This window comes from Streptomyces spinosus (genome assembly GCF_020400655.1).
Lineage (GTDB): Bacteria > Actinomycetota > Actinomycetes > Streptomycetales > Streptomycetaceae > Streptomyces > Streptomyces argyrophylli.
This window is the reverse complement of the sequence record NZ_JAINRC010000008.1, coordinates 346,563-362,653: the sequence shown is the minus strand read 5'-3', so window position 1 is coordinate 362,653 and position 16,091 is coordinate 346,563. Positions and strand designations below refer to the sequence as shown.

Annotated in this window: 15 protein-coding genes; 4 read left to right on the top strand and 11 right to left on the bottom strand. The window is 67.1% G+C overall.

Features of this window, described 5'->3' with window-relative positions; genetic code table 11:
• Window positions 1-14: 14 nt before the first annotated feature.
• From LG395_RS17895 to LG395_RS17875, 5 genes are all read right to left on the bottom strand, one after another.
• Window positions 15-701 (bottom strand): DUF2637 domain-containing protein, encoded by a 687-nt coding sequence (locus LG395_RS17895; RefSeq protein ID WP_225810415.1) that lies wholly within the window; start codon window positions 699-701, stop codon window positions 15-17.
• Complete coding sequence (locus LG395_RS17890) at window positions 701-904, bottom strand: hypothetical protein (protein ID WP_171156186.1); 204 nt, start codon at window positions 902-904, stop codon at window positions 701-703. The genes LG395_RS17895 and LG395_RS17890 overlap by 1 nt, the downstream gene beginning before the upstream one ends.
• 82 nt (window positions 905-986) lie before the next feature.
• Entirely contained in the window at window positions 987-2,342 is a 1,356-nt protein-coding gene (locus LG395_RS17885) for an FtsK/SpoIIIE domain-containing protein (protein WP_225810414.1), read from the bottom strand.
• Between the two features lie 2 nt (window positions 2,343-2,344).
• Window positions 2,345-2,701 carry an SCO3933 family regulatory protein gene (locus LG395_RS17880; protein ID WP_171156182.1) on the bottom strand — a complete coding sequence of 119 codons (357 nt, stop codon included), beginning with the start codon at window positions 2,699-2,701 and terminating at the stop codon, window positions 2,345-2,347.
• Between the two features lie 138 nt (window positions 2,702-2,839).
• Window positions 2,840-3,619 carry a GntR family transcriptional regulator gene (locus tag LG395_RS17875; protein ID WP_225810413.1) on the bottom strand — a complete coding sequence of 260 codons (780 nt, stop codon included), beginning with the start codon at window positions 3,617-3,619 and terminating at the stop codon, window positions 2,840-2,842.
• A gap of 18 nt (window positions 3,620-3,637) precedes the next feature.
• On the opposite strand from LG395_RS17875, the gene LG395_RS17870 reads away from it, so the two are divergent.
• Window positions 3,638-4,102: an NUDIX hydrolase gene (locus tag LG395_RS17870; protein ID WP_189813415.1), complete on the top strand. Its 465-nt coding sequence runs from the start codon at window positions 3,638-3,640 to the stop codon at window positions 4,100-4,102.
• 381 nt (window positions 4,103-4,483) lie between these two features.
• Here the strand turns inward: LG395_RS17870 and LG395_RS17865 are convergent, their stop codons facing one another.
• On the bottom strand, window positions 4,484-5,866 hold the full coding sequence (locus LG395_RS17865) for a hypothetical protein (protein WP_225810412.1): 1,383 nt from the start codon (window positions 5,864-5,866) through the stop codon (window positions 4,484-4,486).
• Between the two features lie 865 nt (window positions 5,867-6,731).
• On the opposite strand from LG395_RS17865, the gene LG395_RS17860 reads away from it, so the two are divergent.
• Entirely contained in the window at window positions 6,732-7,151 is a 420-nt protein-coding gene (locus tag LG395_RS17860; protein ID WP_225810411.1) for a hypothetical protein, read from the top strand.
• Window positions 7,148-9,595 carry an FxSxx-COOH system tetratricopeptide repeat protein gene (fxsT, locus tag LG395_RS17855; RefSeq protein ID WP_225810410.1) on the top strand — a complete coding sequence of 816 codons (2,448 nt, stop codon included), beginning with the start codon at window positions 7,148-7,150 and terminating at the stop codon, window positions 9,593-9,595. The genes LG395_RS17860 and fxsT overlap by 4 nt, the downstream gene beginning before the upstream one ends.
• A 576-nt stretch (window positions 9,596-10,171) precedes the next feature.
• Here the strand turns inward: fxsT and LG395_RS17850 are convergent.
• The 4 genes from LG395_RS17850 to LG395_RS17835 form a co-directional block, all read right to left on the bottom strand.
• Window positions 10,172-10,474, bottom strand: coding sequence for a hypothetical protein (locus LG395_RS17850; protein WP_225810409.1), 303 nt, complete (start codon window positions 10,472-10,474; stop codon window positions 10,172-10,174).
• A complete protein-coding gene (locus tag LG395_RS17845) occupies window positions 10,471-11,214 on the bottom strand; it encodes a GntR family transcriptional regulator (protein WP_225810408.1) in 744 nt (247 codons plus the stop codon). The genes LG395_RS17850 and LG395_RS17845 overlap by 4 nt, the downstream gene beginning before the upstream one ends.
• Complete coding sequence (locus LG395_RS17840) at window positions 11,211-11,435, bottom strand: hypothetical protein (RefSeq protein WP_225810407.1); 225 nt, start codon at window positions 11,433-11,435, stop codon at window positions 11,211-11,213. The genes LG395_RS17845 and LG395_RS17840 overlap by 4 nt, the downstream gene beginning before the upstream one ends.
• A 523-nt stretch (window positions 11,436-11,958) precedes the next feature.
• Window positions 11,959-12,237: a hypothetical protein gene (locus LG395_RS17835; RefSeq protein WP_225810406.1), complete on the bottom strand. Its 279-nt coding sequence runs from the start codon at window positions 12,235-12,237 to the stop codon at window positions 11,959-11,961.
• Between the two features lie 79 nt (window positions 12,238-12,316).
• Here LG395_RS17835 and LG395_RS17830 point away from each other — a divergent pair, with 79 nt between their 5' ends.
• Window positions 12,317-13,072, top strand: a complete 756-nt coding sequence (locus tag LG395_RS17830) for a GntR family transcriptional regulator (RefSeq protein WP_225810405.1) — start codon at window positions 12,317-12,319, stop codon at window positions 13,070-13,072.
• A gap of 1,754 nt (window positions 13,073-14,826) precedes the next feature.
• Here the strand turns inward: LG395_RS17830 and LG395_RS17825 are convergent.
• Entirely contained in the window at window positions 14,827-15,396 is a 570-nt protein-coding gene (locus LG395_RS17825; RefSeq protein ID WP_225810404.1) for a site-specific integrase, read from the bottom strand.
• Between the last annotated feature and the right edge of the window lie 695 nt (window positions 15,397-16,091).

The following is a 16,091-nucleotide window of genomic DNA, read 5'->3' as shown; positions in this document are numbered from 1 at the left end:
TCCTCTCTTGCCGATCAGGCGAGGTGGGCGGCGATGGCGTCGGCGAGGTGGGGCGGAACGCCGAGGCGGGAGCGCAGGGTGTCGGGGTCGATCGGGGCGCCGGTACGAGCGCGGTACTCGTCAGCGACCTTGCGGGCGTGGTCGACCAGGACGGCGGGGACCTGAGGAGCGGAGGCCGGGGCGGGAGCTTGGTCCGAAGGGGACGGGGCCGCGTCAGGCTCGGGTACGGCGTCTGTGGCCGAAGCGGCTTCGGCGTCCGGTACCGGCTGCTGAGCCGGAGGCTCCGCGCCCTCGGCCTCCGCGACGGGTGCCGGCGGAAGCGGCTCCGACTCCGCAGCCAACGAGTGAGCGAGGAGCGTGCCGCCGAGGAAGGCAAGAGCGGGCCATCCGGCGATGCCGAGGCGGAGCAAGGCGGGCGGGTCGGTCAGGTCGAGGAACCCGGCGGTGGCGACATTGGCACCGAGCGAGGCGCAGAGTGCGACCAGGAACCAGCACCAGGCCAGCCGGGACGGGCCCTCACTGCGCAGGCGCCGCCAGGCAGCCACCAGGAGGAGATCGACGCTGACCGGGTAGGCCCATGCCTTCCATCCGTTCTGTCCGGCGGCGGAGGCCAGGTCGTGCAGATGCGCGAAGGACAGGGCGCCGGCGATGACGGCCTGCACCAGGACCGCGTCGACGCGAAGGCCGTGACGGGCGCCCATCAGGAGTCACCCGGGTAGGCGGGGCCGCCGTCGGGGTCGTAGCCGTCCGGGAACACGCCCGGCGGCGGCTCCGGCAGGGAGACGGCGAGGGAGGGACTGACGGCTTCCACGAAATCGAGGTCGGCGCCGGTCGTGTCGGCGTAGAGGGCGAGTTGGCCGAGCAGGAGTACGGTCCGGGCGAAGTCCTCGCAGTTCGGGCACACAGCGAGATCTCTCTTCTTTGGGCATGGCGGGGTAGGGACTTGGCGCGAGAGCGGTCACGCCGACCGGTGGGAATCCGAGAAGTCAGGCGGTAGCCGGGGAAGGCTTGGCCGTCGGCGAGGAAGCGTCGGCCGAGGCGGAGAGAGTGGGCCGGAACGGAGCCAGCTCGGGCAGATCCGGCGTCCGGTCGGCATGCCGGTTGCAGATGTTCACGGCTTGACGGAGCGAGGTGTGCGGTGCGCGGATGCGGTGCCAACCTCCGGACGAATCGCCTGCGATGGCGAGCCCCCGCATCTCCGCCGGGATCTGGATGGCGGCGAGGACGGCGTCCGGGGCGATGTCGCCGAAGGCCATGTTGGCGGAGGTCTCGTCGTTGACGCGGTGTGCGGTACGGCCGGTGAGCTGGGCGCGGAGCATGGTGATGCCCTTGCCGAGTTCGGAGCCGAAGCGCTGCCCGCAGATTTCGAGGTAGATGCCGGCAGCTCGACCGAGCTGGGCGAGGCGGACCAGGGCGGTGATGATGCGGTCCCGGCGCTTCTCCTCCTCCTTGTTGGCGTACAGAGCGAGTTCGGCAACCTCGTCGACCAGGACCACGACCGGGGTCGGGCGCAGATCGGACGGCAGGTCCCAGATGTCGGCGGCGATCTCCGCGTCCGGCACGTCCGCGGCGAGGCGCTGCTGAGCCCTGATGACCTGATAGATGCGCTCCATCCGGACCACGAGCGCGTCCAGCACGTCGGCGGCGGTGTCGGGGTCATCGGCCAGCGCGGAGAAGCGGCGGGCCAGTGGGAACAGTTCAACCCCCTGCTTGCAGTCGATGCCGACGAGGGCGACGTCCATCGGGGCGAGCCCGGCGACCAGGTTGCGCTGGTAGACGGACTTGCCGGACTCCGTGGCCCCGAGGGTGAGGGCATGAGGTATTGCCCGGTAGTCGCGGTAGTGCACCGAGCCGTCCTGCCGCAGGGCGACCGGCACCCGCATCGGCTGGGTGTCGGTCTGGGCCGGCATCTGCACCCGCTTGAGTACGTCGTAGCCGGTCATCCGCACCTCTACGACGCCGGAGCGCAGCTCCCGCGAGGTCACGCCGTACATCGAGAAGGAATGCCGGAGCCGGTCCGAGGCGGCGGCGACGTCGAAGGCGTCCTGCCCAGGCCGGAGCTTGAGCCGCAGGACCAGGCCGGTACGAGTCGGCCGCAGCCGCAGAATGCGCGGGGCGCGTGGCCCCGGTGTCGGCCGGTTGGTGGCACGGGCGAGGGCGAGCCGCCACCGCGCGGGCGGAACGGTCAGCCCGCACGCGTCCATGACGGAGCCGTACCGGACCAGGACCTGCACCACGGCCAGCGTGACCCCGAAGGTCAACCAGTACCAGGCGGGGCGCCGCCACCGCAGAACACCTACGGCGGCGACGACCAGCACCAGGGCGACCGTTAAGGCGGTCATGATCAGGCCGCCTTGGGCCTTGCGGCGGCATCGGCGAGCGAAGTGACCGCGACCGCGCGGAACGCGATGCCGTGCCGCTTCTGGCCGTTGAAGTCGTTCTCCCAGGGCCGGGCGATCAGGCCGGTAAGCGCGACCGGCGTGCCCATGGCCAGTTCGCCGGTGATGCCGGGCTCCGGGACGGTGATGGAGAGGATCTCCACCTCCTCGTTCGCCGCGAACATCACGTCGACCGTCATCAGCTTGGCCCCGGTCTCGGCGTCGGTGGCGATCTCGCCGGTACGGCGGTCCCGGACCTTGACCTGCGGGGACTTGGCAACCATCACGACCGCGCCGGAGGTGTCAACGGGAATCTGACGCACAGAGAGTACTCCTCTATAGATGCTGAACTCCGTCACTCATGTACATGAGTGACCCGAAGAAGAGTGCCCGACTCCTGTACATGAGTCAACCCGCCACGAAGAAGAACTCGTGACGGGCTGCCGAGAGTTGAGTGCGCGTCAGTCGACGGCGGGGATCCGATACTCGAAGACGAACTGGTCAGCGGCCATGAGGGTGTCGCACACCTCGGCCACGAGACCCGCGGTCGTACGAGCCTCACGGATCAGATGAACCACGGGTGCCCCCGGACTCAGCGCCAGCTCCGAGGCTTCCGCCTTGGAGGCCAGCCGCGCTTGCAGCGTCTCGACGAACTCCGCGAACTCGTGTCCGTGGTCTTCGAGTCGAGCGTAGATGCCACCTCCGCCGGGATTCTCGGCGAACAGCTCCGGGATGTCCTTCACGACGTCCCAGGGCAGGTACGACGTCGCGGTCTCGACCGGGGTGCCGTTACGGAAGTAGAGACGCCGGCGAGCCAGCACCTGCGTACCGGCCGGAACGCCCAGCCGCTGGGCCGCATCCTCGGGCGCCTCCGTGGGCCCGATGTAGAGAACGCTGACCTTGGCGGTGGCGCCGGACTGCGCGGACTCCGCAAGATAAGCCGCCTGTCCACCCCGCCGGAGCGAACGCCGGAAGCGATCGGAGGAGCGGTGCCGCACCGGAGGCCGGTTCTTCACGATCGAGCCCTTACCGTGCCGGGTCTCGACCAGCCCACTCGCCCGCACCTCGACCATTGCCTTACGGATCGTCCCGCCGGACACGCCGTAGCGCTCGACCAGCTCAGACTCACTCGGCACCATGTCGCCAGGCTTGAGGACCCCCGCCCGGATCTGTTGCACGATCTCGTCCGCGATCTGCACGTACCGAGGTCCGGACCCGACCCCTCCAGCCGCAGTTCCCATAGTCCTTCTCTGCCTCCTATGCTCCTCTACATGAGTCAAGCACAGGAAGCGACGGCGTCTCCCCTGCACTCCGTATCTGTGGCCGGAGTGGTGGTGCGCGAGGACGGCCGCCTCCTGGCGATCCGCCGAGCCGACAACGGCACCTGGGAACTCCCCGGCGGCATCCTCGAACTCAACGAGACCCCCGAGGCCGGCGTAGCCCGCGAGGTCCTGGAGGAGACGGGCATCCACGTCGAGGTGGACGAGCTGACCGGCGTCTACAAGAACCTCACCCGCGGCATCGTGGCCCTGGTCTTCCGCTGCAAGCCGTCCGGCGGCACCGAGCGCACGTCGAGCGAGTCAACAGCGGTTTCCTGGCTTACGCCCGACGAGGTCAGCGAGCGCATGTCCGAGGTCTTCGCGGTCAGGCTTCTGGACGCCTTGGACGGCAACGGGCCCCACGTGCGCAGCCACGACGGCAAACGTCTCATCCCAGCGGGATAAAACCTTCTCTACTTCATCAAGGCCCGCGCACGGCGCGGGCGCGCGCCGCCTCTGCGGCGCGGCCTGCCTCCTGTCTGCGCCCCGGCTGGCCGCGCCCGGCGGCGCGTTACGTGCAGCGGGCAGAGATAGGAAAACCCTCTGTGGCTGAGGCCGGTCGGCTCCACGACTTTAGCCAGCCACTTTGGCGCGAGCCTCGAAGATCATGGCCCAAAATCGGGCACTAACGGGCAGGCTCACAACCTGCCCGATTCGCGGGCCAGCGTAATGGGCCATGATCACTCGCGCCAAAGCAGCTCCAGGCCAAAGTCGTTCCACCGACCTCGATATGGCGCAGACTGCCCCTTTGTCCGCTCCATGCGTGCTCTTGCCACAGTGTTTCCGCTATACGCCCAACTTGGATTCCAGGTACTTCTGAAGCGCAGCGAGTCCGGCGGCCTCCACCGTGTCGCGCATACGCAACAGGAAGGCGCTAAGCCTTGCCTTCGCACCCAACCGTTCTGCCTGTCGAGCATCGGGATCTTCAAGCTCATGAACGGCACTTTCCAAAGCCCCCGCCTCGGCGCCCCCATGAGACGCGATCAGTTGCAGCAGCTCCTTTGCTTCAGCTCCTAGATGCACAGTCCCCTGAACGCTTTGCACAACGGTGCCCTGAAGATTTTGAAAGATCTGCTGATTGACGTTAATCGTAGCCCCTGGTGGAAAATGTGATACCGAAGTGGCTGAAATAGCGCCGATGCTATTCGATGCCGTGGGGCTCGGTGTCAAGGAGCTTACAAAGCTATCGAGAACTGTCGAATCGATTTCCCCGCCCTCGGAAATGTCAAGCAACTCTGACTCAAGCCTGTGCCGAATCGACAGCATGCGGGCCTCCCGCTCGTGCCTTAGGTCCGTATTTATACGGCGTACAGATCGTCCGTAGCGCGTGACGATGTCGGTAGCCGAGGCTCGACCCACGCCCCGGGCCGCTAGTTCAGCTTCTGCGGAATCAGGATCAGAGGCACACAGATCCAGAAAGTCAGAAAACTCGCTGAACTGTTGCGACATTTCTTGAGGTAGGAGATCTGAATCCCCGAAAAATTCGTAAACACGACCTGCTGCCGTGGAATAGCCATCCTGGCGAACAGAATGTCGCCCGACCTGCGTAAGCCAGTCATGAAAGAGCGCCAAGAGTCGATCGGCTTCAGCGGCATATAGGCGCCCTGCGGGAACATAAACCCGGAAAAGTAGGTTGCTCTCGTAGTCGTCGATGAAAGATGCCGCCAGGGTGGACATCTCGGCATTGCTGTTGTAGGGAGTGAGGGATACGTTCGCACCATCCAGGAGTGCGAGGACAGTTTCTCTTATTTCCTCAGAGGGCGGGGCGTAGGCATTGTTCTGAAGCCAAGCTATGTAGCTCTCATACACGCGAGGGTCTTCATCCTCGTCTACCGCATCATAGGCATAGGTATAGGCATCAGCGTCGACCCCCTCAAGTACGGACGTATGGACGAATATCACGTGAGGCTTCTTCCCTATAGCCTCGAAAAGCCTCGGAATCACATCGGCGTGAGCCTCGCTTCCGGCGATGAGTCTGAAGAGAGGAGCTGTGAGCTTTCCGAGTACGGCGGTAAGCGAAGGATCCTCAAGAAGTTCAATGGTTTTTTCCCAGTTCGGGGGCAGCGAATAAAGACTCTTGCGCTTATAGGGAATCCCTGCAACTTTCAGCCTACTAGCAGAGAATTCCCTGTCGTCCGAACCGATGAGCAGAAATGATGACTGCTGCACGCTCGCGCTCCCCCCTGGAGATGCCAATACCCGCGAAGATGACTGTAGCGTCATGATCTGGATGAGTACGCGTGTGCTCACGGGCCCTGAAGTGCCGGCTGCGGACGCCGTGCGGGGGAGCTGGGCGGCAACCGTCGTGGCCCTGCCTGTAGGAACCCGGATCACCGACGAGGTCATCGGTGGCCAGCACTTGGGGCCTTCATACGGACAGATGGTGTGCCGAACGCCATTGCGCTAGCGGAGATCACAGCCGTGCCGCTCGGGATGGGCCTCCCAGCCCTCGTGGCCTTCGTCAGTGGGGGGGTCATTCGCCCATAACCACCAGGTCAAGGTCCGGCTCGATGAGTGGCTGGCAACGGACGAGTGATCCCCGCCGGGCCGTCTCTGGGCCGTCCGACGCCGCTCAGCGGCGACCGGCGACGACTACTAACGACAGTCGTAGCGACCGACAGCCGCAGGTCACCCGATTGGATCTGCGACACTGGTTGAGCCATGCCTAAGCCCGGAGAACTGAACTCACACGCTCCGAAACGGTCAAGCACTGGCCCATCCAGCGTTCAGCCTGGGCCGTGTCACATCCGTGCCAGGTTGGGCGGGGAGTCACGGGGAACGGCGGGCAACGAGCCGCCAGCGTCGAGGGGCTCCACCCCGCTCCCCCACAGATCAGAAGCCCAACTGCCCCTGAGGCGCCCCAGCTTCCCAAGCTGAGGGCCGCCCCTGCCTACGGCATCGGTCGCCCCGGTCCAGGTTTTCTCAGCTGGTCGGCGGTGGAACCGCTCGGGGCGGCTTGGGCATTTGGGCTGTGTGAGTGGGGGTTGTGTTCCTAGGCTGGGTCACCTGTAGCCATGAAGACCGGGGGGGTCAAGTGAGCACCGAGATTGTGCAGTTGGTGGAGCAGGCGGGGCCGTATCTGTCGACTGCGGTGAGCGCGTACGGGGTCGCGGTGTTTTCCCGGGCGGAGAGTGCGGCGGTGGATGCCACGGCGAATCTGGGGCGGCGGATCCTGCAGGCGGTGTGGCGCCGACGTGGCGAGCAGGGCCGGGCGGAGTTGGAGGCCGCGGTCCAGGACGCGGCAGAAGCGCCGGACGATGCGGACGCGGCAGCCGCTGTGCGCCAGCAGATCAAGCGCGCTCTGCGTGAGGACGCCGAGTTGCTGGCCGAGCTGGCCCGGATACTGCCCGCTTCCGGCGAGACGGTGAACGTGACGGCGTCGGGTGAGCGGTCGATTGCCGCGAAGACCATCACCACGGCCGTCACCGGGGACAACACGACGATCCGGCCATGACGGACAGCGTCGGGTCCGGGCGCGGCGGTCCGCAGGCGACGGGTCCGCGGTCCGTGGCGGTGGGCGGTGGTGTCGGTGTGGCGATCACCGGAGACGGCGCCCAGGTGGTGATGTTGCCGGCCGAGGCGGTGCGTTGGGCCAGGGAGATTGAGGCGCCGCCGGGGGCCGGGAATCTGCCCGGGTCCGCTTCCGGCGTGTTCGTCGGACGCCAGGACGAGCTGGCCGAGTTGCGCCGGCTGCTGGCCGCCGAGGGGGAGGCTGCGGTCACCCAGGTGCCCGGGACGCGGGCGATTCACGGGCTGGGCGGGATCGGCAAGAGCACGCTCGCCCTGCACTACGCCCACACCTTCCGGCACAGCTACACGCTGGTGTGGTGGATTAACGCCGCGAGCACCGAGCAGGTCGTCACCAGCCTGGCTGCCCTGGCCGTGCGGCTGTGCCCGCAGTGGGCCGCCACCGCAGGGGTGCAGGAGCGGGCGGCGTGGGCGATCCTGTGGCTGCAGTGGCATCCCGGCTGGCTGCTCGTCTTCGACAACGTCGAAGACCCCGCTGACCTGCGTCACTACCTCGGCACTCTCCCGGACGGGCATCACCTGGCCACCAGCCGCACCGCGACCGGCTGGCACACCATCGCTCCCGCCATGCCCCTGGGCCTGCTGGATGCCGAGGCGGCCGTGGACCTCCTGTGCACCCTCGCTTTCGGAGCAGAGCATGTCCCCACGCCGGCAGAGCGCGGGGACGCCACGGCTCTTGCAACCGACCTCGGCTATCTGCCGCTGGCGCTGGAACAGGCCGGCGCCTACCTTTTCGAGACCGGCACCTCGCCGGCCGACTACCGGCAGATGCTGGGACGCGTCATGGATGCGGCCGCGGGCGGGATCGACCCTGAACGCACCATCGCCCGTATCTGGCACCACACCCTGACCGCCGTCGAACGCCGCAACCCGCAGGCCGTCACCCTGCTGTATGCCATGGCCTGGCTGGCCCCCGAGAGCATCCCCCGCACTCTGCTCGCCCCGCTCTGCCTCGACCCGCTCGCCCTCGGCGAGGCCCTGGGCACGCTGTACGCCTACAACATGATCGCTTACAGCGCCGACCGCCAGGACGTCAGCGTCCACCGTCTCGTGCAGGCCGTGCTGCGGCACCGTCCCGCCACCGACCCCGACGGCTACCCACCCGGCCGACAAGACGCCGAACGCGTCGTACAGCAGGCCCTGCCCGACGAGGACACCGACACCTCACGGTGGGAGCGGCTTCTTCCCCACGTCGTTGCCGTCGCCGATTCCACACCACCCGACAGCCCGGCATCGACCGAAACGGCGGGCGCCTATCATGCCGCCGCTCAATACCTGTACCGCCAAGGGCGCGACGCCCACACCATCCCCCTGCGCACAGCCACCCTCGCCCAGTACGAGCAGGTCCTGGGCGGCACCCACCCCGAGACCCTGACCAGCCGCAACAACCTCGCCTACGCCTACGAGTCGGCTGGGGACCTGGGCCGGGCCATCCCCCTGTACGAGGCCACCCTCGCGCAGCGCGAGCAGGTCCTGGGCGACACCCACCCCCAGACCCTGAGCAGCCGCAACAACCTCGCCGGCGCCTACGAGTCGGCTGGGGACCTGGGCCGGGCCATCCCCCTGTACGAGGCCACCCTCGCGCAGCGCGAGCAGGTCCTGGGCGACACCCACCCCCAGACCCTGACCATCCGCAACAACCTCGCCTACTCCTACCAGTCGGCTGGGGACCTGGGCCGGGCCATCCCCCTGTACGAGGCCACCCTCGCCCAGTGCGAGCAGGTCCTGGGCGACACCCACCCCCAGACCCTGACCATCCGCAACAACCTCGCCGGCGCCTACGAGTCGGCGGGGGACCTGGGCCGGGCCATCCCCCTGTACGAGGCCACCCTCGCCCAGTGCGAGCAGGTCCTGGGCGACACCCACCCCGACACCCTGATCAGCCGCATTAACCTCGCCTACGCCTACGAGTCGGCTGGGGACCTGGGCCGGGCCATCCCCCTGTACGAGGCCACCCTCGCCCAGTGCGAGCAGGTCCTGGGCGACACCCACCCTCAGACCCTGACCAGCCGCAACAACCTCGCCAGCGCCTACGAATCGGCGGGAGACCTGCAGCGGGCCATCCCCCTGTACGAGGCCACCCTCGCCCAGTGCGAGCAAGTCCTGGGCGACACCCACCCCCACACCCTGACCAGCCGCAACAACCTCGCCAGCGCCTACCAGGTGGCGGGAGACCTGCAGCGGGCCATCCCCCTGTACGAGGCCACCCTCACCCAGAGCGAGCAGGTCCTGGGCGACACCCACCCCCACACCCTGACCAGCCGCAACAACCTCGCCAGCGTCTACCGAGCTGCCCAAGCTGTACAGCAGAGAAGTACAGCAACCTCAACGACCGCAGCTGACGCACAGCGACCTTCTACGGCCGATTGACCAGCCCAGCAGACCTCAATGGCCGTCCAGCCGATAGTTCGGGACGAAGCGATCGCGCACCTAAGGTGCGCTGCATGACCACCGACACCCCAGCCTGTCCCGAGTGCAACCAACCCATGCGGTCCTGCGGCCTTGTTCTCTTCGAACGGGAGGACGACGGCCGGCGGACCTGCCGGGCACTATGGCGGTGTACCGGTCGGCATGTCTGGTGGCGCTGGGCAGACCGGCCAGACGACCCTTTAGAGGTTTGCCCAGTCCCAGGGCCGTTCCGCTGACGTCCAGCGCTGACATCAGCGACCCTGGACAGCGGCAACCAGTTGTGGCTCTGACTCACGAGGCAAGCCCCGACCAGGGCGATGGTAAAGCGAGGCGCGCTGCGGCAGCCGAGCCATCTCCGGGCCGTCCGAGGCCAACCCCGCATGGCAGAAGCCCACGGCATGGTGTTCAGAACCGTGGGCTTCGTCGGGGTTCTTGTTCGGCGGGACCGACGGTCAGGAGACCGTCATCTCACGTCGCACCCAGCAGGCCGCAGCAGAGGAAGCTGCCTCAGCCTCTGGGACGACGCAGCGACCCCCTTCAGGGTCGATGAGGGTCGCTCACTGCCAGGACGCGACCGCGGCTGATTGCAACGCGGAGCACGTCCCGCAACGCCCTGGTCAGTTCCCTCGCCAGCCGTTGCAAGTCTTCCGGGCCGGCGTCCTGGTCGTCGAGGGTGGCGGAGGCATGCTCCAGCAACTCGGCGGCCGTCCCCAGTTGCACCGCTTCGATGTTGTCCGCCAGCCGGGACATGTAGCCGGCCTTGTCGTCGGTGTCCAAGTAGCAGGGCTTGCCCTCCGGCCCCGACCACGGGAGGAGTCGTAGTTCGTTCGGTGCCGTCATCGTTGGGTTCCCTTCTCATCGGTCACGTCGTGGGTGGTGAAGACCGCGTCGACGCGATCCCCGGGGAACACGAGTAGCGCGGCCTCGACGACTCGACCGGTGGAGTCGGTCGCAACCCGTGTGATCGCGAGGGCTGCCGCGGTTGGGCCGATCCGGAGGGCGGATGCCTCGTCCAGTGTCGGTGGACGAGCACATACCGTTTCCCGGACAGTTGCCGGTGCCGAGCCGAGGACGGCGAATCGCGTGGCCGTGTCCCGCCACGAGGAGTCCCCGCCCAGCAGGCCGGCCGGTGCCAGGCCGCGCGGGATGTAGATGCGGGCCAGACCGTGCGGTGAGTCCCCCTCATGGCTGATGCAGAAGATCTCAGCGAGCGGGCTGCCCGCCGGCACCCTCAGCAAGGACGTCAGATGGCCGTCTGCCTGCACGGTGGCGGTGCGAACAGTCACGCGCATGGCCGCTTCAGCGGCGGTCCATGGATCCAACGTTCCCCATCCCCCGACGTACACGATCTTGCGGAGGGAGCGGCGGACGAAGTTGCCTTTCCCGTGGATCTTCTCGACAAGACCTTCGCCCTGGAGGACTGCGAGCGCACTTCGCAGTGTGGCCGTACTGACCTCGTATCGGTCGGCGAGGTCTGCCTCGGACGGCAGGCGTTCACCCGGTTTGAATGCGCCGGTTGTGATCTGGCGCCGGAGATCGTCGGCGATGTCGTGATGGCGTGAAGGCACAGACCGGGTCACCGCCTTCTCTGCACGCGAACGGCGACGAGCCGGGTTCGCGTGTGTATGGTCAGCAGCTCGCCCGACTCGAAGAGAAGCCGTTTGGCCCCTTGGGGAAGTTGGAAGAGGTCCATGACCCGGCACGCTCTGCCGCCCAGTTGAATGACGTCGCCTCGCTGAACAGTGGTCGCCGTGACCTCGACAGTGGCAACTAGCGCGCCGCCCGGTGCCCAACCGCTCACCGCTGCACCTCCCTGGGCTTTGAGTGGCCCGGGATCGAGTGACACGGGCACGCGCACGTCTCGTAGACAACCGGCAGGTCGATCGGCGCAGAGACGGGAGAGGACTCCGTGCAGAGCGGGTGTGTGCCGATACGGCAGGCGGTCGACCGGTAGGGGACGGCAGATGCTTCGGTGACGCGGAGCTGTTGGCGTGGAGACATCAGCAAGCCCCCGCCAGGGTCGACCAGGCTTCAGCCGGCAGATGGGAAGCGACGACCACCACCCGTGGCCGTACCCGTTGCTCCCAGGCCAGCACGTAGGGGCGGACGAGTGCGTTGTCCTCCCCTGCGAGCGGGAGTCGATGGTTGGCGATGTCGGACACCCGGCCCAGTGGCCGCTGCGACGCATCGGCGGACGGCGGGAAGGCTGGGACCACCGTCGATCGGGACGTCGTTAAGGGGCGGCGGTGCCTGCCCTTGGGGGCGTACAGCGCTCTGGTGAGCGAGATGGCACGGCGGATACGGTTGAGCACGCTGCTCAGCTCCTATCGCTGATGGCTCGGTCCCCCGACATCGCCCGTCGCGGGGACCGCTTTGTGTACGACCGCCCAGAGGGTGCGGCCGTTCAGGCTGGTGGCGAGGAGGCCGAACCGATCGGCCTCGGCCACTACTTCCAGGGCCTCCCGCCATAGGTCAGCGGAGGGCGCTTCCGGTATCTCCGCTTCGACCGACGTGTAGCGGTCGTATTCCTCCACGCGCGTGGGAAGTCCGACGGCGGACAGCCGGGCGGCGATGGCCGCCACGCGAGATCCCGAAGCGGGCACAGGGCAGCCTCCGTCAATCGGCGATCACTTTCAGTGAAGCTAGTTAACTAGATTAGAGCTAGTGGACTAGATTTTCCATATGCCTGAGCAGCCGCCCTATCTCCGCATCGCCCACGAACTCCGGCGCCGGATCGCGGAGCATGTATGGGAGCCCGGGGACCGTCTGCCGTCCCGCGCCCAGATCGGCCAGGAGTACGGGGTCGGCGAGAACGTGGTCCGCCGGGCTCAGGAGCTGTTGATCTCCCAGGGTGTGCTGGAGGGCCGCGCCGGTTCGGGCACGTACGTCGCCGAGCCCCGGCAGCGGGTGCGGGTGGTCCGTTCGTCCGCCCGTGAGCGGCCCAACGGGTCTCCGTTCCGGGCGGACATGAAGGCCGTGGGCAGGCAAGGGGACTGGGAGAGCCGGACTGAGGCCAAGGTGCCGGCTCCGGCGGACATCGCGGCGCGGCTCGGCATCGCCGAGGGCGACCTGTGCGTCCGAACGACGTACGAGTTCCTGGCCGACGGCAGGCCCGTGCAGCTGTCGACGAGCTGGGAGCCGTACGACCTCACCGCCGGCACTCTCGTTGTCCTCCCGGAGGGAGGGCCGCACGCCGGGGCGGGGGTCGTGAACCGCATGGCCACGATCGGAGTTACCGTCAGCCACGCCGTGGAGCAGCCGGAACCGCGGACGGCGACCGCCGAGGAGGCATCACTACTTGGTATCCAGAAAGCGGCACTCGTGACGCACATCCGGCGGACCTATTACAGCGACGACGGTCGGCCGGTAGAGACGGCGGACATCGTCGTGCCCGCCGCTCACTGCGAGGTCGTCTACGAGATCCCGATCAACCGCTGACGGACGGATCGCTGACCGCCGGTTGGATACTCGAAAGCCGTGCCCCGGCGTACCCCAGTGAGGGCCAAGACCGGCCCGCGTTAACAACGCTCGTGATCAATACATCTAGCCCCGAGAACGGACCTGGCAGGTGCGAAGCCGTGACCGGTCATCGGGTTGTCAGTAATGCCAGCGATTGGCGTCGGCTTCATAGTCGCAGGTGATCTCGCGCCCTGCTGCGTCCGTAGTCGTCGCCCCCACGTCGATGTTCCGGCAGAACTGGCCAGCGTGGTAGCAATTACCGGCGTTGGATCGGATGCCGCACAGTTCCGTCGCGTTGGAGCTGTCCGATGCGGGCGAGCTGCCAGCCGTCGACGTGCTTCCAGCCGAGCTGGAGTCAGAACTGCCCTTTGAAGACGATTCGTGATGAGAGCGAGGCCGTGGCGGCGAGGCGCACGCCTCGTTCGCCTTCAGAACCGCGAACGTGAGAGTCCCGGCGCTCTTGGCGCCAGGAGCAGGAACCTGCCGGCACACTTTCCAGTTGCCGAGGTGAGACGGACTGCGGTTCAGGTGGCTGAGGTCTGAGTACGTCACCGACCTGACGTGGTGCTTGCGGGCGTCCGCCACAGCCTTTGCAAGGTTCCAGTGCTGGTAGTCGCGCAACGGCCCCCAAAGCGGCGGGGTCACCGAGGATCTACCCGAGGGAGAGGCAGTCAGGCTAGGCAACGTTGTGGGCTTGGCGGATGCGCTCCTGACGTGGTCACCGCCACTGCCTCCCGCTCCGATGGCGAAGCAAGCCACAGTTCCTACCGCCAAGACTCCGTAGGCCAAAAGTCGCTTCTTCGCTATGTTCTTCGCGCTCCGAGCAGCGTTGGACTTGGTGAGCTTCCTGTCACCAACATGCTCGACAAGTCGCTCTCGTTCCGTCTTCGGGAGACGTGGCGGAGGCGGCACGATCCGCTCAGGAATCTTGACCTGTATGGTCTGTTCGCTGCGTGGCACCCAGTCGAGTCGCTGCGCGTCCATCTCTGCGCGGAGTGCTTCCCGAGCCTCCTGCTTCGCCAGCTGTGGATCCGGTGCAGAGAACGGGAACCGCCGGGACCAGTCACTCTTGTGGCAACGAGCGCAGTTGGAAACGCCTTCGCCGCTGACGCGCATCAACCGGCCTACGCCGTGTCCACAATGCGGGCACGTGTGCCTCACTTCGAACATGGTCCCCCTCACCTGACCTGCACATATCAGGGCTGTACCTCAACGCCCTTCTGCTTGGGCGGCGAGAACGAAGCACGAAACCTCTGATAGATCACCTGCGCTGAACGAGATGATCAGGATGCCGCGCGACGCGGCCCACCTCAGCGGGCGGGCCACCATGGCCAGCAATGCTCGTTTGAGAACCTCGGCGGACCTGGGAGGAGGCCGCTGCTGGCTGCTACGTGGGGGGTAAATGGCAGGCCCGTGCAACTGCCTACAAGTTGGGATCCATACGCCTCACCGTTGGCACTGTCGTCGCACTGCCGGAGGGCGGAGAGCACACTGGTGCGAAGTGCTGTCGAATGCGTGTCGAAGGACGGTAGCCAAGGCGCCAGGCGCGACAAGAGGTGCAGGTCAGCAGCGGTGCGCTGCTCGTCTTACCCAGCGCCTTCTAAGCGCTTGGCCGCAGGTTCGAGTCCTGCCGGGGGCGCAACCTCCTACCTGCGAAAACGCCCCGGAGGGGATCTTCCCTCCAGGGCGTTTCGTGTCTCTGACGGCAACGCTGACGGCAATGGTCCCAGCACTCACTCGTCGGCGAGCAGGCTCCCCAGCCGGTCCAGTGCCGCCCGCTTCTCGGCCATGTCGGCGTGCGCGTAGATGTTCATGGTCACGTCCCGCGCGTTGTGCCCGACGGTGTCCCGGACGATGTGCGGCGGGATACCGAGGCCGAGAAGCAGCGTCACGCAGGTGTGCCGGAGGTCGTGGAAGCGCACGTTCAGGCCAAGCCACTCGCGGATCGGATAGAAGTGCCGGTTCAGATTACGAGGCTCGATGGCCGTACCGAGCCGCGTGGTGAAGACCAGTCCCGTGTCACGCCACCGCTCCCCCACATCGGCGCGTTCCGCGTCCTGCCGCGCGCGGTCCCGGCGCAACGCGTCCACGCAGACCCGAGGCAGCGGCACCGGCCGTTCGGAGCGGCGCGTCTTCGGCGCGGTCAGGACCAGGGCCCCGTCGACGCGTTGGAGCGCCGCAAGGATCTCCAGCGAGCCGTTGCCCAGGTCGACGTCGGCCCAGTGGAGGCCCGGCAACTCCCCTCGCCGCAGTCCGAGGTAGAGGGCGAGGACGTACGCGGCACCCAGACGGTCGTCGTCCACCTAGGTGAGGAGTCGCTTGACCTCTGCAACAGACAGGCCCCTGCCGACGCGATACGGAGAGGCGGGCGAGTCTCTTCTTTCCGAGCCGGGGACGAGTAGGCGTTCACGCACTTGCTGTAGCTGTAGACCGTCGAGGTCCGCACCTTGTGCCGGACGTCGGGTCGAGGTGGGAGAAAACCTTCTCCCGAGGTCCCTCGGACGCCCCGCGAGACCCACCGATACCCCGAGGCTGACCTACATAAATACCTCGCGGGTCAGGCCTGGATCTTGTCCTCGCTCCCCTTCCTTCCCCTTACATGGCAGCGTCTGACATGTCACGGAGAACTGTTGACGTGTTCGGGAATGCCGTAGGGGTCCGGGTCGGAGGCGGACGCCCAAGTGACAGACGGGCCCGGGCCGTTCCAGTGGGTTTCGACGAATCTCAGGCCGCGGTCCTCTCCGCATCACGTCACCGTCACGGTGACGAGGCCGGGGTCGGGGAGTTCCGTCGGGGCGGTGTCGCCGTACCAAGAGAATTCCAGGGCCGAGAGCCTGCCGGCGCCCACCCAGACCAGCAGTTCGCCGAACAGTTCGCCGGAGTCGTCCGTGACCGTACCGGTGGCCGGGATGATGCCGTCCTCGATTGCCGCTTCCGCTTGACGAGGATGCGCTGTTCGAGAGGGGAGAGCGGTCTGGCTGCGGTGCGGTCCGTCATG

Coding starts and splice junctions, on each gene's coding strand:
- LG395_RS17895 (WP_225810415.1), bottom strand. CDS start 701: ATGGGCGCCCGTCACGGCCTTCGCGTCGACGCGGTCCTGGTGCAGGCC.
- LG395_RS17830 (WP_225810405.1), top strand. CDS start 12,317: ATGCCTGAGCAGCCGCCCTATCTCCGCATCGCCCACGAACTCCGGCGC.
- LG395_RS17875 (WP_225810413.1), bottom strand. CDS start 3,619: ATGGGAACTGCGGCTGGAGGGGTCGGGTCCGGACCTCGGTACGTGCAG.
- fxsT (WP_225810410.1), top strand. CDS start 7,148: ATGACGGACAGCGTCGGGTCCGGGCGCGGCGGTCCGCAGGCGACGGGT.
- LG395_RS17870 (WP_189813415.1), top strand. CDS start 3,638: ATGCTCCTCTACATGAGTCAAGCACAGGAAGCGACGGCGTCTCCCCTG.
- LG395_RS17885 (WP_225810414.1), bottom strand. CDS start 2,342: ATGACCGCCTTAACGGTCGCCCTGGTGCTGGTCGTCGCCGCCGTAGGT.
- LG395_RS17850 (WP_225810409.1), bottom strand. CDS start 10,474: ATGACGGCACCGAACGAACTACGACTCCTCCCGTGGTCGGGGCCGGAG.